2 protein-coding genes are annotated in these 24,610 nt (G+C 74.6%); both read right to left on the reverse strand.

Annotated elements, in window-relative coordinates; genetic code table 11:
- Positions 1-89: 89 nt before the first annotated feature.
- Positions 90-9,608: a type I polyketide synthase gene (locus ACH442_RS43905; protein ID WP_396344115.1), complete on the reverse strand. Its 9,519-nt coding sequence runs from the start codon at positions 9,606-9,608 to the stop codon at positions 90-92.
- A gap of 8 nt (positions 9,609-9,616) precedes the next feature.
- Positions 9,617-24,610 (reverse strand): SDR family NAD(P)-dependent oxidoreductase (locus tag ACH442_RS43910; RefSeq protein ID WP_396344116.1); only part of this gene is annotated, 14,994 nt, incomplete at its 5' end.

The raw sequence follows: 24,610 nt of genomic DNA on the forward strand, positions 1-24,610 counted from the left end.
GGAGCGCGTGTCCGCACTCCGCCAGCCTCGGCCGAAGGTAGGCGGCCCCCGCGGGCCGCCCTACCCCTAGCGCTCCCCTAGCTGGGGCTTTACCCCACGCCGAGCTCGTCGATGAAGCGGAACACCTCGTCGGCGCTGGCCGACTCCAGGTCGACCGTGGCGTCCGCCGCCGGTTCCTTGGTCTCGCCCAGCCCGTCGAGCAGCCCGCGCAGCAACATCTCGGCGCGCAGGCGCAACGCGGTGTCCCCGGCGGTGGCGGTGAGCTCCTTGGCCAGCTGGTCGATGGTGGCCAGCACCGCCTCCGGGCCGTTCTCCCCGCCGTTGAGCCGGTCGAGCAGCAGCTTCGCCACCGCGGCCGGGGTCGGGTGGTCGAAGACCAGCGTGGCCGGCAGGGTGAGCCCGGTGGCCCGGGTCAGGCGGTTGCGCAGGTCGACGGCGGTCAGCGAGTCGAAGCCGAACTCCTTGAACGGCCGCCGGGCGTCGACCGCGTCGGCCGAGGCGTGCCCGAGCACCGCGGCGGCGTGCCCGCGCACCAGGTCCAGCACGATCTGCTCGTGCTCGTGCGGCGCCGCCTCGGCCAGCTCCCGGCGCAGTCCGGCCCCGGCGTCCGCGGCCGGCGCGGCCTCGGCGCTCTCCCGCATCGCCCGTACCTCGGGCAGGTCGGCGATCAGCGGCCGCGGCCGGGCGAAGGTGAACGCGCCGGCGAACAGCGGCCAGTCCACGTCGGCCACCGCCAGGAACGCGTCCCCGGCCCCGGCGGCCTGCCGCATCGCGGTGATCGCGGCCGCCGGGTCCATCGCCCGGAAGCCGCGCTTGCGCATGTAGTCCTCGCCGCCGCTGTCCTCGGCCATGCCGCCGCCGCCCCACAGGCCCCAGGCCACCGAGGTGACCGGCAACCCTCGTTCCCGGGCCTGCTCGGCCAGCGCGTCCAGGGCGGCGTTGGCCGCGCCGTAGACGCCCTGCCGCGCGCTGCCCCAGACACCGGCGTTGGACGAGAACAGCACCACCTGATCGAGGTGGGCCGGGTCGATCAGGTCGAGCAGGTGCACCGCGCCGTCGACCTTGCCGCCGCTGACGTAGGCCAGATCGGCCTCGGTCGTGTCGGCGATCAGGATCGGGTCCAGGGTGCCGGCCGCGTGGATGACCGCGTTCACCGGCTGATCCAGATCGGCCAGCAGGGCCGCTGTCTGCTTGCGGTCGGCCGTGTCGCAGGCCGCGATCGTCGCGCGTACGCCCAGCGCCTCCAGCTCGTGGCGAAGCTCCGCCGCGCCGGGCGCGTCCGGGCCGCGGCGGCTGGTCAGCACCACGTGCTCGGCCCCGGCCGTGGCGGCCCACCGGGCCACGTGGGCACCGAGGGCGCCGGTGCCGCCGGTGATCAGCACGGTGCCGCGCGGGGTCCACAGCGGCGCGGTCGGATCGGCCGGCGCCGGCACCAGGCGGCGGGCGAGCACCCCGGTGGAGCGGATCGCCACCTGGTCCTCGTCGTGGAGCCCGGCCAGCACCGCGGTGATCCGGTCGCCGGCCCGTGAGTCCAGGACGGCCGGCAGGTCGATCAGGCCGCCCCACGCCTCCGGGTGCTCCAGGGCGAACGTGCGACCCAGCGCCCACACCTGGGCCGGGCCGGGCAGGGCGGCCGGGTCGCCGGGGACGGCCGAGACCGCGCCCCGGGTCAGGAGCCACAGCGGTGTGGTGGTGCCGGCGAGCGCGCGCATCAGCGCGAGGGTGCCGGTGACGTCCAGCATCGAGACGATTCCCGCGTACGGCTTGTCCGGCAGTTCCGTGGCCTGCTCGACGTCCGCGCCGGCGCCGATCAGCGCGAGGGTGACGTCGGACGGGTCGGCGCCGTCCGGGTGCAGGACCAGCCACGTGCCGTCGAGCCGCCCGGGCTCGGGCTCGGGCAGCGGCGTGAAGGCGATCCGGAACCGCCACCGGTCCACCACGGAGCGTTCCTGCCGGCCGCGGTGCCATCCGGCCAGGGCGGGCAGCACCGGGGCGAGCGCGGCCGGGTCCAGCCCGAGCGCCTCACCGAGCCGGCCGGCGTCGGTGGCCTCGACCGCGGCCCAGAACTCGTCGCTCTGCGGGTCGGTGCGGGCCGCGCCGGGCTCGTCGGCGAGCCAGTAGTGCTGCCGCTGGAACGGGTAGGTGGGCACGCCGGGCGCGCGACGTGTCCCGGTCAGCACGGTGGACCAGTCCACCGGGACGCCGATCACCCAGGCCTCGGCCAGGGTGGTCACCGCGCGCCCGGGCTCGTCGCGGCGCAGCGTGCCGGTGACCGCCGCGTCGGCGGCGGTGTCCTGGATCGCGCCGGTCAGCACCGGGTGCGGGCTGACCTCGACGAAGTGCCGGTAGCCGTCGGCGGCCAGGCGCTGCACGGCGTCGGCGAAGCGGACCGGCTGCCGCAGGTTGTCGTACCAGTAGCCGGCGCCGTCCTCGGGCGCCATGGGCTCGGCCCGCACGGTCGAGTACCACGGCACCCGGGCGGCACTGATGCGGACGTCGGCGAGCAGCTCCAGGACCCGCTCGCGCAGCACCTCGACCTGCGCCGAGTGCCCGGCCGCGCTGGCCTTGATCCGGCGGGCCCGGACGCCGGCGGCTTCGTACGCCGCCGCCATGGATTCGATGCCGTCCTCGGTGCCGGTCAGGATCACCGAGGCCGGGCCGTTGACGGCGGCGATCTCCACCCCGTCGGCCAGGACGATGCCGGCCTCGGGAGCGGCGACCGCGAGCATCGCCCCGGCCCCGGCGATCGACATCATCTCGATGCTGCGCAGCGCCACGATCCGCGCCGCGTCCTCGAGAGTCAGGGCCCCGGCGACACAGGCCGCGGCGATCTCGCCCTGGGAGTGCCCGACCACCGCGGCCGGGGTGACGCCGTGCGCCTGCCACCAGGCGGCCAGGGACACCATCACCGCGAACAGCACCGGCTGGACCACGTCGAGCCGGTCCAGTTCGCGGCCCTCGCGCAGCACCTGCTCGACCGAGTAGCCGAGGTGCTGGCCCAGCGCGGCGTCGCACTCCCGCAGCCGGGCCGCGAACTGCGGGGAGTTGTCCAGCAGGTCGGCCGCCATGCCCACCCACTGACCGCCCTGGCCGGGGAAGACGAAGACGACACCGCCGGCCGGGCCGCTCGTGCCGCTGACCGCGCCGGGCGTCGGCCGGGCGTCGGCCAGCGCCGCGAGGGCGTCGAGGTCGGCGCCGAGCACGACGGCCCGGTGCTCGAGCTGAGCGCGTCCGGCCAGCGTGTGGGCGACGTCGACGGCCGGCACCCCGGGATGCTCGCGCAGGAAACCGGCCAGCCGGCGGGCCTGCCCGGCGAGCGCGCCGGCGTCCCGGCCGGACAGCGGCAGCGGGACGACCGGCAGGTCCGCGTTCGCCGGCGCGGGCTCGGCCGGCTCGGCCTGCTCCAGGATGATGTGGGCGTTGGTCCCGCTGATGCCGAACGACGAGACGGCCGCGCGGCGCGGACGGTCCAGCTCGGGCCAGTCGCGTTCGGTGTCGAGCAGGGCCACCGCCCCGGACTGCCAGTCGATGTGCGGGGACGGCGCGTCGATGTGCAGGCTGCGCGGCATCACGCCGTGGCCGAGCGCGAGCACCGCCTTGATCAGCCCGGCGACGCCGGCGGCGGCCTGTGTGTGCCCGAGGTTGGATTTGACCGAGCCGAGGTAGAGCGGCTCGCCGTCGCGCTGCCCGTACGTGGCCAGCAACGCCTGTGCCTCGATCGGGTCACCGAGCGTGGTGCCGGTGCCGTGCGCCTCGACGAGGTCCACGTCGCCCGTGGTCAGGCCGGCGCCGGCCAGCGCGGCCCGGATGACCCGCTGCTGGGACGGCCCGTTGGGGGCGGTCAGCCCGTTGGACGCGCCGTCGGAGTTGACCGCGGAGCCGCGCATCACGGCCAGCACCGGGTGGCCGAGCCGGCGGGCGTCGGAGAGCCGTTCGACGAGCAGGATGCCGGCGCCCTCGGACCAGGTCGCGCCGTCCGCGGCGGCCGAGAACGGCTTGCACCGCCCGTCGGCCGCGGTCGCGCCCTGCCGGGCCACCTCGACGAACGTGCTCGGGTTGGCCATCACCGACACGCCGCCGGCCAGGGCCATCGTGCACTCGCCACGGCGCAGCGACTCGGCCGCCAGGTGCAGGGTGACCAGCGACGACGAGCACGCGGTGTCGATGGTGAGGGCGGGGCCCTCCAGGCCGTAAACGTAAGCCAGCCGGCCCGAGGCGACACTGCCCGACACCCCGGTCGCGCGATAGCCCTCGACGCCCTCGGGCAGCGTGGTCAGGCCGGAGCCGTAGTCGTGGTACATCAGGCCGGTGAAGACGCCGACGCGCTCGCCGCGGCGGCCCAGCGGGTCGAGCCCGGCCCGCTCGAACGCCTCCCACGAGATCTCCAGCAGCAGCCGCTGCTGCGGGTCCATCGCCAGGGCCTCGCGCGGGGAGATGCCGAACAGGCCGGCGTCGAAGTCACCGGCGTCGTAGAGGAAACCGCCCTGCTTGGTGAAGTCGCCGCCGAGGTCGTCCCAGCCGCGGTCGGCCGGGAAGCCGGAGATCGTGTCGACGCCGTCGCGAAGCACCCGCCACAGATCCTCCGGCGAGCGCACACCGCCGGGGAACCGGCAGGCCATGCCGATGATCGCGATCGGCTCGTCGGTGCGGGCCGGTGCGGCCGAGGCGGTGACGGCGGTGGCGCCGAGCACCTTCTCGAGCAGGAACCGGGCGATCGCGCGGGCGTTCGGGTAGTCGAAGGCGAGCGTCGCCGGCAGGGTCAGCCCGGTGGCCAGCTGCAGGCGGTTGCGCAGCTCGACCGCGGTGAGCGAGTCGAAACCGAGTTCGCGCAGCGCCCGGTTCGGGTCGACGGCGCCGCCGGCGCCGAAGCCGAGCACCGCCGCGATGGTGCCGCGGACCAGCTCGGTGGCGGTCTGCTCGCGCTCGCTGTCGGACACGGCGGCGATCCGGTCGGCGAAGCCGGCGCCGCCGGCGCGGCGCGGTCCGGTGCGCACCAGGCCGGAGAGCACGGCCGGCAGCAGGCCGCTCGCGGCGGTCTCGCGCAGGGCGGGCAGGCTGAGCGCTACCGGCACCGCGAGGGCGGCATCGGCGCGCAGCGCGGCGTCGAACATCGCCAGGCCGGTCGCCGCGTCGAGCGGCAGGACGCCGCCGCGGCGCAGCCGGCGCCGGTCGGCGCCGGTCAGGCGGCCGGCCATGCCGGCGTCGGTGTCCCACAGGCCCCAGGCCATCGACACGGCCGAGAGCCCACGGGCGCGGCGCCACGCGGCGAACGCGTCGGTGAACGTGTTGGCCGCGGCGTAGTTGGCCTGCCCGGCGTTGCCGAGCAGGCCGGCGGCCGAGGAGAAGAGAACGAAGGCGGCCAGGTCCCGGCCGGCGGTGGCGTCGTGCAGGTGCCGTACGGCGTCGACCTTGAGCCGCAGCACGGCGTCCAGCCGCTCACGCGTCAGGTCGGCCAGCAACCCGTCGTCGAGCACGCCCGCGGTGTGCACGACCGCGGTCACCGGCACGTCGCGCAGGGCGGCGAGGACCTGTTCGCGGTCGGTGACGTCGCAGGCGACGGCGGTGACGGTGGCGCCGTCCACCTCGACGGTCCCGCCGGACCGCGACAGCAGCAGCAGGTCCCGTACCCCGTGCGCCGTCACCAGGTGACGCGTGACGAGCCGGCCGAGCGTGCCGGTGGCGCCGGTGACCACGACCGTGCCCCCGGTCAGATCGGGCAGCTCGTTGCCGGACGGGGCCTGCCGGGTCACCCGGGGAACGAGGATCCGGTCGCCGCGCACGGCGGCCTGTGGGTGGCCGGCGGCCACGATCGCGGCCAGGCGGCCGTCGTCGGGAGCGTCGACGACAGTGAAACGGCCCGGCTGCTCCGACTGGGCCGAGCGGACCAGGCCCCAGAGCGCGGCCGAGACCAGCCCCGGCACGGTGTCCTCGCCGGTGGCGGCGACGGCCCCGCTGGTCCGCACGACGACGTGCCCGGCGGTCGTCTCCTGCAGCGCGGCGAGCAGCCGGGCGGTCTGCTCGCGCACCGCGGCCGGGTCGGCGTCGGCGTCGCTCGTGAAGTCAAGGACCACCAGGTCTCGCGCGGGCGCGTCCGGAACCTCGGCCTCGACCCAGTCCAGGGTGTGCAGGGGCTCGACCTTCTCGGCGGCGGTGGCCGGGCGCACGGCCACCGCGTCGATGTCGAGGACCGGACGGCCGCCCTCGTCGACCGCCCGGAGACGGATCGTCTCCGCCCCGGCGGCCGACGTGAGCCGGACGCGCAGGCTGCTCGCGCCGACCGCGTGCAGGCGGGCGCCGGTGAACGTGAACGGCAGCCGGGCCGCGTCGCCGGGGATCAGGCCGCCCGCGGCCAGGGCGTGCAGGCAGGAGTCGAGCAGGGCGGGGTGGATGCCGTACCCGTCGGTCGTGGTGTCCAGGGTGACCTCGGCGAAGATCTCGCCGGCGCCGCGCCAGACCCGGCGCAGACCCTGGAAGGCGGGACCGTAGAGCAGGCCGGTGTCGGCCAGGTTCGCGTACAGGGTGTCCGGGTCGGCCGGCTCGGCGTCCCGCGGCGGCCACGGCTGGGTCTCGCTCGCCTCAGCCAGAAAGTCCGAGGAGGCCGGGGACGCCGCGGCCAGGGTGCCGGTGGCGTGCTCGGTCCACGGCTGGTCACGGTCGGTACGGGAGTGGATGGTGACGGCCCGGTCACCGGTCACCGTGACACGCAGGTCGATGCCGCCGGTCTCGGGCAGCGCCATCGGCGTCTGCAGCAGCAGTTCCCGAACCACGGGCAGGCCGGCCCGCTCACCGGCGGCCAGGGCCAGTTCGAGCAGGCCGGCGCCGGGGACCAGGACGGTGCCGAGCACGTCGTGGTCGGTGAGCCACGGCTGGCTGCGGCGGGAGACGTGGCCGGTGAACACGACGGTGTCCGAGCCCGGAAGCAGGACGGTGGCGGCCAGCAGCGGGTGGCCGGTGCCGTCGAGGCCGGCGGCGGCCAGGTCGCCGGCGCCCGGTGCGGAGGCGAGCCAGAAGTGCTCGCGCTGGAACGGGTATGTGGGCAGGTCCGGCAGCCACCGGCCGTCGGTGGGCCAGGCGGACCAGTCGACGTCGGCGCCGCGTACCCAGGCCTCGCCCAGCGCCCGGATCTGCGCGGCCGGGCCGTCCTCACCGCGGCGCAGGGTGCCCCACACCCCGGCCTCCGGCGCGCACTGCTCCAGCGCCAAGGTCAGCACCGGATGCCCGGACACCTCGGCGAACAACCGGAACCCGTCCTCGGCCAGCCGGCTGACGACCGGAGCGAACTCCACCGGCCGACGCAAGTTGTCCCACCAATACCGCGCGCCGACCGGCCCGGTCACCCGCTCACCCGTGACCGTCGAATACCACGGGATGACCGGGACCGTACCGGCGATGTCCTCGACCGCGGTCAGCACATCCGCACGCACCGGCTCCACCTGCGCCGAATGCGAGGCGTAACCGACCTCGACCTGCCGCGCCCGCACACTCTGCCGCTCACACCACGCCACGAACGCCACGATCGCCGCCCGCTCCCCCGCCACCACCACCTGACCGGGCGAGTTCACCGCGGCAATCGTGATCCCATCCCGCAACCAGCCGGTGACCGTTTCAGCACTCGCACCGATCGACGCCATCCCCCCGGTACCGTCCAGATCCACCAACGCCCGCGACCGCGCCGCCACCACCCGGGCACCGTCGCGCACCGACAACGCCCCGGCCACCACCGCCGCGACCACCTCACCCTGCGAATGACCGACCACCGCAGCCGGGACCACCCCGTACGCCTGCCACCACGCGGTCAACGCCACACCGACCGCCCACAACACCGGCTGAACAACCTCCACCCTGCTCAACCACGACTCGTCCGACCGCAGCACCTCCTCGACCGAGAAACCCACCAACGGCCGCAACGCTTCGTCACACTCCCGCAACCGGGCCGCGAACGACTCATCCCCCAACAGCCCGACCGCCATGTGCAACCACTGACCGCCCTGACCCGGGTAGACGAACACGACGTCCGTGTTGCCGAGCGGGGTGCCGCTCACCGCCGGCATGCCGTTCGCGGCGGCGGCGAGGGTCTCGGCGTCCCAGGCGATCGCGCGGGCCGGCAGCGAGCCGCGGGTGAGCAGCGTGGCGCCGAGGTCGGCCGGTGACGCCGGGTGGCCGGCGACCGAGGCGGCGCGGGCCCGCAGCCCGGCGGCGTCCGCGCCGGCGAGCAGCAGCGGAACGATCTCCTGCGTGCCGGGTGCGGCCTCCTCCGCGGGCGGGGCCTGCTCCAGGATGACGTGCGCGTTCGTGCCGCTGAAGCCGAACGAGGAGACGGCCGCACGCCGGGGACGGTCCGCCGGCGGCCAGGACCTTGACGAAGTGAGCAGCTCGACCGTGCCGGCCGACCAGTCGATGTGCGACGACGGCGCGTCGACGTGCAGGGTCTTCGGCAGCACACCGTGCCGCATCGCCTCGACCATCTTGATCACGCCGCCCACGCCGGCGGCGGCCTGGGTGTGCCCGAGGTTCGACTTGAGCGAGCCGAGCAGCAGCGGCTTCGCTCGCTCCCGGCCGTAGGTGGTCAGCAGGGCCTGCGCCTCGATCGGGTCGCCGAGCCGGGTGCCGGTGCCGTGCGCCTCGACCACGTCGATCTGGTCCGGGGTCAGGCGTGCGTCGGCGAGCGCGTCGAGGATGACGCGTTGCTGGGACGGTCCGTTCGGGGCGGTCAGGCCGTTGGAGGCGCCGTCCTGGTTGACCGCCGAGCCGCGGATCACCGCGAGGATCGGGTGGCCGAGCCGCTGCGCGTCGGAGAGCCGCTCGACCAGCACCAGGCCGGCGCCCTCGGACCAGCCGGTGCCGTCGGCAGCCTCGGCGAACGGCTTGCACCGTCCGTCGCCGGCCAGCCCGCCCTGCCGCGCGAACTCGACGAACGTGCTCGGACTGGCCATCACCGTGACGCCGCCCGCCAGCGCCATCGCGCACTCGCCACGCCGCAGCGACTGGACCGCCAGGTGCAGCGCGACCAGCGACGACGAGCAGGCGGTGTCGATGGTCAGCGCCGGGCCCTCGAGCCCGAACGTGTACGCCACCCGCCCGGACACCACGCTGCCCGAGGTTCCCGTGGCCAGGTAGCCCTCGACGCCGTCGGGCAGCGTGGTCAGCTGGGCCGCGTAGTCGTGGTACATCACGCCGGCGAACACGCCCGTCCGGGACCCGCGCACGCCGAGCGGGTCGAGGCCGGCCCGCTCGAACGCCTCCCACGCGGTCTCCAGCAGCAGCCGCTGCTGCGGGTCCATGGCCAGGGCCTCGCGCGGCGAGATGCCGAAGACGGCCGGGTCGAACGCGCCCGCGTCGTCGAGGAAGCCGCCCTCGTGCGCGAAGTCGCCGTCCGGCACGTCCCAGCCGCGGTCCTCGGGAAAGCCGGTGATCGCGTCGCGGCCCTCGGCCAGCAGCTCCCAGAGCTGGGCGGGCGTCTCCACGCCGCCGGGGTACCGGCAGGCCATGCCGATGATGGCGACCGGTTCGGCGGCGCGCTCCTGGACGTCGAGGAGGTCGCGGCGGGCCTGCCGAAGGTCGGCCGTGGCCCGCTTGAGGTAATCGCGGAGCTTCGCTTCGGTGTCCATGTTTCTCCTCAGTTGGCGCCGAGTTCGTTGTCGAGCAGGCTGAACAGCTCGTCGTCGTCGGCCGTGGTGATGTCGTCGTCGTTGGGCGCGGCGGTCTCGTCGCCGCTGGTGGTGGCCTTCAGCCCGGCCAGCAGGGCGCCCAGCCGCAGCGCGATCCGGGTGCGGGTGGCCTCGCCGGCGGTTCCGGCGGCCAGGCCGGCCTCCAGGCGGGCCAGCTCGGCCAGCAGGGCGGCGTCGCCCTCGGCCACGTCGTCCGGGGCGATCTGCTCGCGCAGGGCCTCGGCCAGGGCCAGCGGGGTCGGGTGGTCGAAGATCAGGCTCGGGGCGAGCCGCAGGCCGGTGTCGGCGGCCAGGCGGTTGCGGAACTCGACGGCCGTGAGCGAGTCGAAGCCCAGCTCGCCGAAGGCCCGGGTGTCGGCCACCTCGGACTGGTCGCCGTGTCCGAGCACGGCGACCGCGTGGGTGCGTACCAGGCCCAGCAGCACGCGGGTCCGTTCCGCCGGAGTGAGGCCGGCAAGCTGCTTGGCGAGCGCCTTGTCGCGCCCGGAGGGTCCGGCCGCCTTGGGCTTCGGCCGGGCCGGGACCAGGTCGGGCAGCCGCCCGGCGGCGGCGACGACCAGCGACGAGGTGGAGCTGAGGGCCGCGTCGAACAGGGCCAGCGCGGCCGGGGTCTCCAGGGGTTCCACGCCGCCGCGCCGCATCCGTTCCCGGTCGCCGCCGGTGAGGGCGGCGCCCATGCCGCCGGCCCACAGGCCCCAGGCGATCGAGGTGGCCGGGACGCCCTCGGACCGCAGCCGGGCGGCGTAGGCGTCGAGCCAGGTGTTCGCCGCCGCGTAGTTGCCCTGTCCGGCGTTGCCGAGCAGACCGGCGATCGAGGAGAACAGCACGAACGCGGTCAGCGATCGCCCGCTGGTGGCGGCACGCAGGTTGGCCGCCGCGTCCACCTTGGCGGCGAGAACCGTCGTGAAGCGTTCCGGCGTCAGCGAGGTGATCGTCGCGTCGTCGGTCACGCCGGCCGCATGGACGACCGCGCTCACCGGGACGTTGTCGAGCAGCTCCCGAACCGCGGCGGCGTCGGCCAGGTCGCACGCTTCGAGGCGGACGTCGGCGCCCGCGGCGGTGAGCTCGGCCAGCAGCTCGGCCGCGCCGGGAGCGCCGTCGCCGCGGCGGCTGACCAGCAGCAGGTCCTTCACGCCGTGGGTGGTGACCAGGTGCCGCGCCAGGGCCGTGCCGAGCGCGCCGGTCGCGCCGGTGAGCAGCACGGTGCCCGTGCCGAGCTCCGGCCGTACGGCCTCGGTCGTGATGCCGGCCAGGCGCGGGCTCAGCACCACGCCGTCGCGGACGGCCGCCTGCGCTACTCCGGTCTCGACGATGCCCGGCACCAGGGTCTCGGCGTCGATGAGCGTGATCCGTCCCGGGTTCTCGGTCTGCGCCGTGCGCACCAGACCCCAGATCGCGGCGTGGTCGATCCCGGGCACCGCGTCGGCGGCACCGGTCGCCACCGCACCGTGCGTGTGCACCACGAGGTGGCTGTCGGTGCGGGCAAGACCCTGAACGATGTCCAGTACGGCGCTCAGCCCGTCCCGCACCGCCGTGGCCGTGGCCGCGGGTGTGGTGGCGTCGAGCACCACGATCGGCGGGACGGTCGCCGGTAGGGGCGCGCCGAGCGGCAGCACCAGCCAGTCGCTCATGTCACCGCCCGGCGCGACCGGGACGCGCTGCCACTCGACAGTGCGCAGGCCGGCCGCGGCGGCCGGCAGCGGGCGCAGGGTGACCCGCTCGACGGTCCCGACCGGGAGGCCGGCGCCGTCGGCGAGGTCCAGGCGTACGCCGTCGGCGCCGGCCGGGCGCAGGCGGGCCAGCAGTGTCCGGGCGCCGGTCCCGGCCAGGCGGACCCCGGTGAACGCGAACGGCAGCTGCACGGTGTCGACCAGCTGACCGGCGGCCACCGCGTGCAGGACGCTGTCGAGCAGGGCCGGCGAGAGCAGGAAGCCGTCGGCGTGTTCCGGAAGCTCGACCCGGGCGTACACCTCCGAGCCGGCCCGCCAGACGCGCCGCAAGCCTTGGAAGGCGGGACCGTAGCCGAGGCCGGCACCGGCCATGGCCGGGTAGAAGTCCTCGAGCACGATCTCCTCGGCGTCGGCCGGCACCACGACGGTGTCCGCTTCCGCTCCCTCGTCGGCGCTCAGCTGCCCGGACGCGTTCTCGGTCCACGCCTCGTCCCCGGCGGACCGGGAGTTGACCGTCACCGTCCGCCGGCCGTCCTCGGGCGCCCGCACGGTGACGCGGACCTGGACCATCCCGTGCACTTCCAGCGGGGCGTGCAGCAGCAGTTCGTCGAGCACCGGCGCTCCGGTCATCGCCCCGGCCGCGAGGGCCATCTCGGCGAGGGCGGCGCCGGGGACGACGGGAATGTCGTGAACGGTGTGGTCGAGCAGCCACGGGTGGGTGGCCGCGCTGACCGTGCCGGTGAACAGGACCAGGTCCGCGCCGGGTACCTCGGTGCTCGCACCGAGGATCGGGTGACCGGTGCCGGTCAGCCCGAGCCCGGCCACGTCGGTGGTGGCGCCGAGCCGGGGCCGCGGCCAGAACCGGCGGTGTTGGAAGGGGTAGGTCGGGATCTCGGCGTTCGCCCGCCCGAGGATCGCGGTCCAGTCGACGTGCTGCCCGTGCACCCAGAGCTCCGCCACCGCGGTGAGCAGCGTTTCCACTTCATCACGGCCCCGGCGCAGCGCCGCCACGGCGACCAGGTCGGCCTCACGAGCCAGCATCGCCAGCACGGTGTCCGGGCCGAGTTCCAGCACCCGGTCCGCGTCGAGTGCGGCGATCGTGTCGGCGAAGCGGACCGTGTCACGTACATGCTTGACCCAGTAGTCGGCGTCCGGGATCGCCGCGATCGCCGTCCGGAAGTCGTCGAGCATCGGGTCCATCAGCCGCGAGTGGAACGCGTGACTGGTCCGCAGCCGCGTCGTCTTCCACCCGTGCGCCTCCACCGGCGCGATGTCCTCTTCCCGGCCGGCGACCACCACCGCTCGCGGTCCGTTGACCGCGGCCAGGTCCACGTCGGGGAACGCGGCGCGGACCTCGTCCTCGGAAGCCTGCACCGCCAGCATCACGCCACCGGCCGGCAGCGCCTGCATCAACCGCGCCCGCGCCGACACCAACGTCGCCGCCTCGACCAGCGACAGATCACCACGCGCATAAGCAGCGGTGATCTCACCGATCGAATGCCCGGCGAACACATCCGCCGTGATCCCCCACGAACGGACCAGCGCCAGCAGCGCCACCTCCAACGCGAAGATCGACGGCTGCGCCCACCCCGTCTGATCCGGGTCGAGATCCGGGATGTCCAGCAACGCCGACACCTCGTCGAACGCCTGCGCGAACACCGGGAACGCCTGATACAGCTGCCGGCCCATCTCGGCGCGCTGCGAACCCTGACCGGTGAAGACGATCGCCAGCCGGCCCTCGGAGGCCACGCCCCGGACCGTCGTCTCTCCCACGCGGGCCGCCCGGTGCGGCAGGACCGCGCGCGTGGCCAGCGTGGGCGCGAGTCCATCGACCGACGGATCGAGGCGCCGCTCCATGACGTCCAGAGCGTCCGGGTCGGCGGCGCTGAGCACGAGCGGGACGACCGGCAGCGACGGCATCTCGGGGCCGGGCGCGGCGGCCGGCGGGGCCTCGAGGATCACGTGCGCGTTCGTGCCGCTGATGCCGAACGAGGACACCGCCACTCGCCGGGGACGATCCACCGACGGCCAGTCCCGCGACGACGTGAGCACTTCGACCGCGCCGGCGGTCCAGTCCACCTTCGTCGACGGCTCGTCGACGTGCAGAGTGCGCGGGAGGACGCCGTACCGCATCGCCTGCACCATCTTGATCACACCGGCGACACCGGCCGCCGCCTGCGTGTGCCCGAGGTTCGACTTGACCGAGCCCAGCCACAGCGGCTCCGACCGATCCTGACCATAGGTGGCCAGCAGCGCCTGCGCCTCGATCGGATCACCCAGCGACGTACCGGTGCCGTGGGCCTCCACCGCGTCCACGTCGGCGGGGCTCAGGCCGCCGGCCGCCAGCGCCGCCCGGATCACCCGCTGCTGCGACGGACCGTTCGGCGCGGTCAGCCCGTTCGACGCGCCGTCTTGGTTCACCGCGGAACCGCGCACCACCGCGAGCACCGGGTGGCCGAGCCGCCGCGCGTCGGAGAGCCGCTCCACCAGCAGGACGCCGGCGCCCTCGGACCAGCCGGTGCCGTCCGCGCCCTCGGCGAACGACTTGCACCGGCCGTCCGGGGCCAGCCCACGCTGCCGGGAGAACCCGACGAACGTTGCCGGGGTCGCCATCACCGTGACGCCGCCGGCCAGCGCCGCGTCACATTCGCCGTTGCGCAGCGCCTGGGCGGCCAGGTGCAGCGCCACCAGCGACGACGAGCACGCCGTGTCGACGGTGACGGCCGGGCCCTCCAGACCGAACGTGTACGAGATCCGGCCGGACGCGACACTCCCGGTCGTGCCCAGGAAGCCTTCCGCGTTGTCGCTCGACCGGTCGAGCACGATGCCGTAGTCGTTGTACATCACGCCGACGAACACGCCGGTCCGCGAGCCGCGCAGGCCGAGCGGGTCGACGCCGGCCCGTTCGAAGGCCTCCCACGAGGTCTCCAGCAGCAGCCGGTGCTGCGGGTCCATGGCGAGCGCCTCCCGCGGCGAGATCCCGAACAGCCCGGGGTCGAAATCGGCCGCGCCGGACAGGAAGCCGCCGTGCCGGGTGTACGACGTGCCCGGGTTGGCCGGGTCGGGGTGGTACAGGTTCTCGACGTCCCAGCCACGGTCGCCGGGAAACTCCACGATGCCGTCCTGACCGGAGACGACCAGGTTCCACAGCTCGTCCGGGCTGGTCACGCCGCCGGGGTACCGGCAGGCCATGCCGACGATCGCGATGGGTTCACCCGAGTCGGCCCCGGTCGTGGAGACGTCCGCCTCCGGCTCACGGCCGCCGAGTTCGCCCGAGAGGTACGCCGCCAGCGCCGCGACCGTCGGATAGTCGAAGACCAGCGTCGACGGCAGCCGAAGCCCGGTCGCCGCCGCGAGCCGGTTGCGCAGCTCGACCGCGGTCAGCGAGTCGAAGCCGAGCTCGGTGAAGGCCCGGCCGACCGCGATCCGGTCCGCGCCGGCGTGGCCGAGCACCTCGGCGACCTGCCCGCGGACCAGTCCGCGCACGGCGATGTCCCGCTCGGCCTCGGGCAGCCCGGCGATCTGCCGGCCCAGCATGCTGGTGGCCCGATCGCTGCGGCCCGGCACGAGCCCGCGCAGGATCTCCGGGACCACCGGTGCGGTGCGCAGCGCCGCGGTGTCGAGGCCGAGCGCCGCGACCACCGCCCGGTCGCCGGCGAGCGCCGCGTCGAAAGCGGCCAGACCCTGCTCGGCGCTGAGCGGGAGGACGCCGCCGCGACGCAGCCGCTCCCGGTCCCCGTCACCGAGCGTGCCACCCATGCCGGTGTCCCAGAGCCCCCACACGATCGAGGTCGCCGGCACGCCTGCCGAGCGCAGCTGCTCCGCGTACGTGTCCAGGAAGGCATTCGCCGCCGCGTAGTTGCCCTGACCCGCATTGCCGAAGATTCCGGCCGCCGAGGAGAAGAAGACCAGTGCCTTCAGCTCGCCCGTGGCCGCGACCAGGTTCCTCGCCGCGTCGACCTTCGCCCGGAACACCGCCGCCAGACGCTCCGGCGTCAACGACTCCAGCAACCCGTCGTCCAGCAACCCGGCTGCATGAACGATCGCGGACACCCGCTCACCACGTAGCGCCTCGGCCACCGCCGCCGCATCGCCGAGATCACAGGCGACCGCCCGCACCTCGGCGCCCTCGATCGGCGTCGGCTGCGCCGACCGGGACATCAGAATCAGCCGGCGTACGCCATGAGCCCGCACCAGATGCTGCGCCACCAGCCCGCCCAGCGTCCCGGTCGCCCCGGTGACCACGACGGCGCCGTCACCGAGCTCGGGCGTTCCGCTCGTGGTGATCCGGGCCAGCCGTGGCACCTCGACCACGCCGTCCCGGACCCGAGCCTGCGGCAACGGATAGAACACGTCCGCGGGCCCGTCCAGCAGATGAATCCGGTCCGGATGCTCCGACTGCGCGCTGCGCACGAGCCCCCACAGCGCCGCCGCGTCCGGATCCGTGCCGTGGGTGCGGACCACCAGGCGGGACTCCGCCCAGCCGCGATCGGCGAGCCAGTCCTGGAGGAGCTGTAGCAGCGCCGTCGAGCGCGTGAACGCGTCACCGGGCGCGGTCGCGTCCACCACGAGCACGTCCACCGGCTCCGGCAGCGGGTCACCCAGAGTGATGGCGAGCGCGGGAGTGCCCGTCACGTCCTGGCGGATCCACTCCATGCCGAACAGGAGACGATCGGCCGTGGCGCCGGGACGGACGGCGGTCAGCGGGCGCAGCACCAGTCGGTCGGCCTCGGCGACCGGGAGACCCGATTCGTCCGCGAGAGCCAGGGCGACCGACCCCTCGGCGTCGCCGGGCGTCAGCCGCACGCGCAGGGTGTTCCCGGCCGGGCGATGCAACCGGACGCCGGAGAACGTGAAGGGCAGGTGGGCGCCGGCGCCGGCGAGCATGTCACCGGCCCCGACCGCGTGCAGCGCGGCGTCGAACAGCGCCGGGTGAACGCCGTACCCCTCGATCGGGTCCTCGGTGTTGATCTCGGCGAAGACGGTGGCTCCGCGCCGCCAGGCCCGCCGGAGCCCGCGGAACGACGGGCCGTAACCGAGGCCGGCGTCGGCGAACGCCTCGTAGAGGCCACCCAGGTCGATCTCGTCGGCGTCGGCCGGCGGCCAGACGACCAGTTCGGTGGTCACGTGGGCGGATGCGGTCACCGCCGTGAGCACACCGGTCGCCGTGGTGACCGTGTCGGAGTGGATGGCGAAGGCGCGGCGGCCGTTCTCGTCGGCGGCGTCGACCACGACGCGCAGGCGGGCGGGAGCAGTCAGCGGCTCGCGCAGGACCAGCTCCTCGACGGCCGGGGTGCCGGCGCGCGCACCGGCGGCGAGCGCGACTTCGAGCAGCGCGGTCCCGGGCACGACGACGGTGTCGTGGACGCGGTGGTCGGCGAGCCACGGCTGCGCGCCCAGGACGCCGGTGACCAGCAGCGCACCGCTGCCGGGCAGCTCCACCGCGGCGCCGAGCAGGGGATGCCCGGCGTCGTCGAGGCCGGCCGCGGTGACGTCACCGGTGGGCGGTGTGGGCTCGAGCCAATAGCGCTGGTGCTGGAAGGGATAGGTGGGCACGTCGGAGCGCGGGCCGTCGCCGAGCAGCGCGGCCCAGTCCACGTCCTGCCCGTCGACCCACAGCTCCGCCACCGCCGTGAGCAGGGTCTCCGCCTCGGACCGGCCCCGGCGCAACGCCGCCACCGCGACCAGGTCGGCCTCACGAGCGATGGTGGCCAGCACGGTGTCCGGGCCCAGTTCCAGCACCCGATGACCGCCCAGCCCGGCGATCGTGTCGCCGAAGCGGACCGTGTCACGCACGTGACCGACCCAGTAGTCGGCGTCCGGGATCGCCGCGATCGCCGCCCGGAACTCGTCCAGCATCGGGTCCATCAGCCGCGAGTGGAACGCGTGACTGGTCCGCAGCCGCGTCGTCCTCCACCCATGCGCCTCCACCGGCGCGATGTCGTCTTCCAGTCCGGCGACGACAACCGCTCGCGGACCGTTGACCGCGGCGAGATCGACATCGGGGAACGCGGCGCGCACCTCGTCCTCGGAAGCCTGCACCGCCAGCATCACCCCACCGGACGGCAGCGCCTGCATCAACCGCGCCCGCGCCGACACCAGCGTCGCCGCCTGCGCCAGCGACAGATCACCACGCGCGTACGCCGCGGTGATCTCACCGATCGAATGCCCGGCGAACACATCCGCCGTGATCCCCCACGAACGGACCAGCGCCAGCAGCGCCACCTCCAACGCGAAGATCGACGGCTGCGCCCACCCCGTCTGATCGACGTCCAGATCCGGAATGTCCAGCAACGCCGACACCTCGTCGAACGCCCGCGCGAACACCGGAAACGCCTGATACAACTCACGGCCCATCTCGACGCGCTGCGAACCCTGACCGGTGAAGACGATCGCCAAGGGCGCCCGGCGGGCCTCACCGCGCAGGAACTCGCCGTCGCCGAACGCGACCGCCCGATGCCGCAGCACCGCCCGGCCGGCCAGCGCCCGCCCGACCTCGCCGGTCCGCTCGACCCGGGCCTGCATCACGTCCAGCGCGTCCGGATCGGCAGCGCTGAGCACGATCGGGGTCACCGGCAACGTCCTCGCCGGCGCGGCCGGAGCCGCGGCCGGCGGAGCCTCCAGGATGACGTGCGCGTTCGTACCGCTGATCCCGAACGACGACACCGCCGCCCGCCGGGGCCGGTCCACCGACGGCCAGTCGCGCGGTTCGGTGAGCAGTTCGACCGCGCCCGCGGTCCAGTCCACCCGCGAGGACGGCTGGTCGACGTGCAGGGTGCGGGGCAGGACGCCGTACCGCATGGCCTGGACCATCTTGATGATGCCGGCGACACCCGCCGCGGCCTGCGTGTGCCCGAGGTTCGACTTGATCGACCCGAGGAACACTGGCTCCGAGCGGTCCTGACCATAGGTGGCCAGCAGCGCCTGCGCCTCGATCGGATCACCCAGCGAGGTGCCGGTGCCGTGCGCCTCGACCACGTCCACGTCGACCGGCGTCAACCCACCCGAGGCGAGCGCCGCCCGGATCACCCGCTGCTGCGACGGCCCGTTCGGCGCGGTCAGCCCGTTCGACGCGCCGTCCTGGTTGACCGCGCTGCCGCGGAGGACCGCGAGCACCGGATGGCCGAGCCGCCGCGCGTCGGAGAGCCGCTCCACCAGCAGCATGCCGACACCTTCGGCCCAGCCGGTGCCGTCCGCGCCCTCGGCGAACGACCGGCACCGGCCGTCGGCCGAGAGCCCGCGCTGCCGCGAGAAGCCGATGAACGTGTTCGGCGTGGCCATCACGGTGACACCGCCGGCGAGCGCGGCCTCGCACTCGCCGTTGCGGACCGCCTGGGCGGCCAGGTGCAGCGCCACCAGCGAGGACGAGCACGCCGTGTCGACCGTGACGGCCGGACCCTCCAGGCCGAACGTGTACGACACCCGCCCCGAGGCCACGCTTCCCGAGCTTCCGGTGCTGAGGAAGCCCTCGACCCCGGGTGGCACCTCGGCGGTCTGCGACCCGTAGTCGTGGTACATCACCCCGGCGAACACGCCGATCCGCTGCCCGCGCAGCCCGGTCGGGTCGATCCCGGCCCGCTCGAACGCCTCCCACGACGTCTCCAGCAGCAGCCGCTGCTGCGGATCCATGGCCAGGGCCTCCCTCGGCGAGATGCCGAAGAGGCCGGGGTCGAAGTCGGCCGCGCCGGTGAGGAAGCCACCCTCGCGGGTGTAGGTGGTCCCGGGGTGGTCCGGGTCCGGGTGGTACAGGTTCTCCAGGTCCCAGCCGCGGTCGGCGGGAAACGCGCCGACGCCGTCGCGTCCGGTCACGACCAGGTCCCACAGCTCGTCCGGGCTGGTCACGCCGCCGGGGTACCGGCAGGCCATGCCGACGATCGCGATGGGCTCACCGAGGTCGGCTCCGGAAGCGGAGACCTCCGCCGGCGCCTCCCGGCCGCCGAGTTCGCCCGCGAGGTGCGCGGCGAGCAGCACCGCGTTCGGATAGTCGAAGACGAGCGTCGACGGCAGCCGCAGCCCGGTCGCCGCGGCCAGCCGGTTGCGCAGCTCGACCGCGGTGAGCGAGTCGAAGCCGAGCTCGCTGAAGGCCCGCTCGGGGTCGAGCTGGTCGGTCCCGGCGTAGCCGAGAACGCCACCGACGTGCGTGCTGACCAGGGTCTGCAGCACCCGGGCCCGGTCCTTCTGGGGCAGCCCGGTGAGGCGCTGGGCGAGCGAGTTCTCCGCCGGAACGGCGGCCCGCGTCGGCACCAGACCGCTGAGCAGCGGTGGCACGTAGTCGGCGGTGCGCAGCGCCGCCGTGTCGACGCCGAGCGCCGCGACGACCGCCCGGCCGCTGCCGGCCGCGGCGTCGAAGGCGGCCAAACCCTGCTCGACGCTGAGCGGCACGATCCCGCCGCGGCGCATCCGCTCCCGATCACCGTCGCTGAGCGTGCCACCCATGCCGGCATCCCACAGGCCCCAGACGATCGAGGTCGCCGGCACACCCTCCGCGCGCAGCCGCTCGGCGTAGGCGTCGAGGAACGAGTTGGCCGCCGCGTAGTTGCCCTGCCCCGCGTTGCCGAAGATCCCCGCCGCCGACGAGAAAAAGACCAGCGCCTTCACATCACCGATCGCCGCGACCAGATTCCTCGCCGCATCGGCCTTCGCCCGGAACACCGCCGCCAGACGCTCCGCCGTCAACGACTCCAACAGACCGTCATCGAGCACACCCGCCGCATGCACCACGGCGGAAATCCGCTCACCCCGCAACGCGTCGGCCACCGCCGCCGCATCACCGAGATCACAGGCGATCGAGCGGACCTGAGCGCCCTCGATCTCCACCGGCAGTCCGGAACGCGACACCAGGATCAGACGCTCCACCCCGTGTGCCCGGACCAGGTGCCGCGCCACCAATCCGCCGAGTGTCCCGGTCGCGCCGGTCACCACCACGGCACCGTCACCGAAGTCCGGCGTCCCGCTCGTCCCCACGCGGACCAGGCGCGGCACCTCGACCACACCCTCGCGCACCCGCGCCTGCGGCACCGGGTAGAACACGTCGTCCGGCCCGTCCAGCAGGTGGATCCGGTCCGGGTGCTCGGACTGAGCGCTGCGCACCAGCCCCCACAGCGCCGCCGCGTCCGGATCCGAGCCGTGAGTGCGGACGACCAGGCGCGACCGCGCCCACGCCGGGTCGGCGAGCCACTCCTGAAGCATCGTCAGGGCCGAGCCGGCAACCGGCCTCGTCGCGTCCACCACCAGCACGTCCACCGGCTCCGGCAGAGGGTCGCCGAGCGTGATGGCGGGTGCGGGAGTGCCCGTCACATCCTGACGAATCCACTCCACGCCGAACAGCAACCGGTCGGCCGCACCACCGGGACGCGCCGCCGACAGCGGGCGCAGCACCAGGCTGTGGATCTCGGCGACCGGGAGACCCGACTCGTCGGCGAGCGCCAGGCGCACCGATCCCTCGGTGCCGCCCGGGGTCAGCCGCACCCGCAGCGTGGCGCCCGCCGGGCGGGACAGCCGGGCACCCGCGAACGTGAACGGCAGGTGCGCGCCGGCCGACGGCGGCAGCAGGTCACCCACGCCGATCGCGTGCAGCGCCGCGTCCAGCAGCACCGGGTGCACGCCGAACCCGTCATCCGGCTCCGTGGTCGTGACCTCGGCGAACACCGCGTCGCCGGAGCGCCAGGCCCGCCGGAGCCTACGGAACGACGGGCCGTAACCGAGGCCGGCGTCCGCGAACGCCTCGTAGAGTCCGTCGAGCGGCACCGCTGTCGCGCCCTCCGGCGGCCAGACGAGCAGGTCGGTCTCGTCGGCCGGCCCGCCGTCCGGCGCGAGCACGCCCGTCGCGTGAACGGTCCACGGCGCGTCGTCGTCGGGGCGGGCATGGACGGTGAGCCGCCGCCGCCCACCGGTCCCGGCCGGGTCGATCGTGGTGCGCAGCTGGGCGCCACCGCCGGGCGGCAGGGTCAGCGGGGCCTGCAGCACCAGCTCGTCGAGCACCGGCAGCCCGACCCGCGTGCCGGCGGCGAACGACATCTCGGCCAGCGCGGCGCCGGGCACGACGGTGGCGCCGAGGACCGTGTGGTCGGCCAGCCACGGGTGGGTGCCGGTCGACACGTACCCGGTCAGCACGATGGTCTCGCTGCCGGGCAGCTCCACCGCCGCGCCGAGCAGCGGATGACCGGTCCCGATCAGGCCGAGCTCGCCCGCGCCGGCGGCCGGGCGGCTGCGGCGCAGCGGCCAGAAACGCTGGTGGTCGAACGCGTAGCGAGGCACCTCGACGAGGTGGCCACCGCCGAGCACGGCCCGCCAGTCCACGTGCTCGCCCCGCACGAACAGCTCCGCCACCGCGGTCAGCAGCGTCTCGACCTCGGATCGGCCGCGGCGCATGGCGGCCACAGCGACCAGGTCGGCCTCACGAGCCAGCGTCGCCAGCACGGTGTCCGGGCCGAGTTCCAGCACCCGGTCCGCGTCGAGCGCCGCGATCGTGTCGCCGAAGCGGACCGTGTCACGCACGTGACCGACCCAGTGGTCGGCGTCCGGGATCGCCGCGATCGCCGCCCGGAACTCCTCCAGCATCGGGTCCATCAGCCGCGAGTGGAACGCGTGACTGGTCCGCAGCCGTGTCGTCTTCCACCCCTGCGCCTCTACCGGCGCAACGTCCGCTTCCCGGCCGGCGACGACAACCGAGCGCGGACCGTTGACCGCGGCGAGATCGACATCCGGGAACGCGGCGCGCACCTCGTCCTCGCAGGCCTGCACGGCCAGCATCACCCCACCGGAGGGCAGCGCCTGCATCAACCGGGCCCGCGCCGAGATCAGCGTCGCCGCGTCCGCCAGCGACAGGTCGCCGCGCGCGTACGCCGCGGTGATCTCACCGATCGAATGCCCGGCGAACACATCCGCCGTGATCCCCCACGAACGGACCAGCGCCAGCAGCGCCACCTCCAACGCGAAGATCGACGGCTGCGCCCACCCCGTCTGATCCGGGTCGAGATCGGGGATGTCCAGCAACGCCGACACCTCGTCGAACGCCTGCGCGAACACCGGGAACGCCTGATACAACTCACGGCCCATCTCCGCGCGCTGCGAACCCTGACCGGTGAAGACGATCGCCAGCCGGCCGGGTGACGCGACGCCTCGGATCACCGAATCGCCGACGGTGACCGCACGGTGCGGCAGCAGCGCGCGATGCGTCAGCGTCCAGGCCGCGTCGGCCGAGGTGGTGAGCCGAGGCAGCTGCCGGTCGAGCGCCGCCTCGCTCGCCGCGCTGACGACCATCGGCACCACCGGGAGCGCCGGCGCGGTCGGCATCGGTTCGGCGGCCGGAACCGCCTCGACGATGACGTGCGCGTTGGTGCCGCTGATGCCGAACGACGACACCGCCACTCGCCGCGGACGATCCACCGACGGCCAGTCCCGCGACGACGTGAGCAGCTCGACCGCCCCGGCCGTCCAGTCCACCTTCGTCGACGGCTCGTCGACGTGCAGAGTGCGCGGGAGGACGCCGTACCGCATCGCCTGCACCATCTTGATCACACCGGCGACACCGGCCGCCGCCTGCGTGTGCCCCAGGTTCGACTTGACCGAGCCCAGCCACAACGGCTCCGACCGATCCTGACCATAGGTCGCGAGCAGCGCCTGCGCCTCGATCGGATCACCCAGCGACGTACCCGTGCCGTGGGCCTCCACGGCATCCACATCAGCGGGGCTCAGGCCGCCGGCCGCCAGCGCCGCCCGGATCACCCGCTGCTGCGACGGACCGTTCGGCGCGGTCAGCCCGTTCGACGCGCCGTCCTGGTTCACCGCGCTCCCGCGAACGACGGCGAGCACCGGGTGGCCGAGACGCTCCGCGTCGGAGAGCCGCTCCACCAGCAGCATGCCGACACCCTCGGCCCAGCCGGTGCCGTCCGCGCCCTCGGCGAACGACCGGCAGCGGCCGTCCGGTGACAGGCCGCGCTGCCGGGAGAAGCCGATGAACGTCCCGGGCGTGGCCATCACCGTGACGCCGCCGGCCAGCGCCGCGTCACATTCGCCGTTGCGCAGCGCCTGGGCGGCCAGGTGCAGCGCCACCAGCGACGACGAGCACGCCGTGTCGACGGTGACGGCCGGGCCCTCCAGGCCGAAGGTGTACGAGATCCGGCCGGACGCGATGCTGCCGCCGGTGCCGAGGAAGCCCTCCACCTCGGCCTCCGCCTGTTCCAGCACGGTCGCGTAGTCGCCGTACATGACGCCGACGAACACACCGGTCCGGGATCCGCGCAGCGACCGCGGATCCATCCCCGCGCCCTCGAACGCCTCCCACGACGTCTCCAGCAGCAGCCGGTGCTGCGGGTCCATGGCGAGCGCCTCGCGCGGTGAGATGCCGAACAGTCCCGGGTCGAAGGCACTAGCGTCGTCGAGGAAGCCGCCGGCCCGCGCGTACGTGGTCCCGGCGTGATCGGGGTCGGGATGAAACAGGTTCTCCAGGTCCCAGCCGCGGTCGTGCGGGAACGGACCGACCGCGTCACGCCCGCCCGCGACCAGCTCCCACAGCTCGTCCGGGCCGGTCACGCCGCCGGGATAGCGGCAGGCCATGGCGACGATGGCGATCGGCTCGTCGACCCGGGTGGCGGTGACGGGCGCGGCCGTGACCGGGGCCGCGCCGGCGAGCTGCTCGGCGACGTGCTGGGCCAGAACGGTCGCGTTCGGGTAGTCGAAGACGAGCGTGGACGGCAGCCGCAGCCCGGTCGCCGTGGTGATCCGGTTGCGCAGCTCGACGGCGGTCAGCGAGTCGAAGCCGAGCTCGCTGAACGCCCGGGCCGGGTCGACGTCGTCGGCCCGGGGATAGCCGAGCACGTCGGCCACCTGCGTGCGGACCAGGCCGAGGACCGCCGTGGCGCGCTGCTCGGCGGGCAGTTCGGCCAGGCTGCGGCCCAGCGTGGTGCCGGCCGGGGCGCGTACCGGGCCGCGGACCAGCCCGCGCAGCAGCGCCGGCGCCCCGGTCGCCTCACGCAGCGCCGCGGTGTCGACTGCGAGCGGCACGACCAGCGACGTACCGGCGCCGAGCGCGGCGTCGAAGGCGGCCAGGCCCTGCTCGACGGTGAGCGGCAGGACACCGCCGCGCCGCATCCGCTCGCGGTCGGTTTCGGTCAGCGTCTCCCCCATGCCGGCGTCCCACAGGCCCCAGGCGATCGAGGTGGCCGGGATGCCCTGGCCGCGCAGCTGCGCCGCGTAGGCGTCGAGGAACGCGTTGGCCGCCGCGTAGTTGCCCTGCCCGGCGTTGCCGAAGATCCCGGCCGCCGACGAATA

The sequence above is a fragment of the Actinoplanes sp. NPDC020271 genome, from assembly GCF_044388125.1.
Taxonomy (GTDB): domain Bacteria; phylum Actinomycetota; class Actinomycetes; order Mycobacteriales; family Micromonosporaceae; genus Actinoplanes.

Bases quoted from the DNA above. Each gene is read 5' to 3' on its own strand.
- ACH442_RS43905 (WP_396344115.1), bottom strand. From the start codon at position 9,608: ATGGACACCGAAGCGAAGCTCCGCGATTACCTCAAGCGGGCCACGGCC.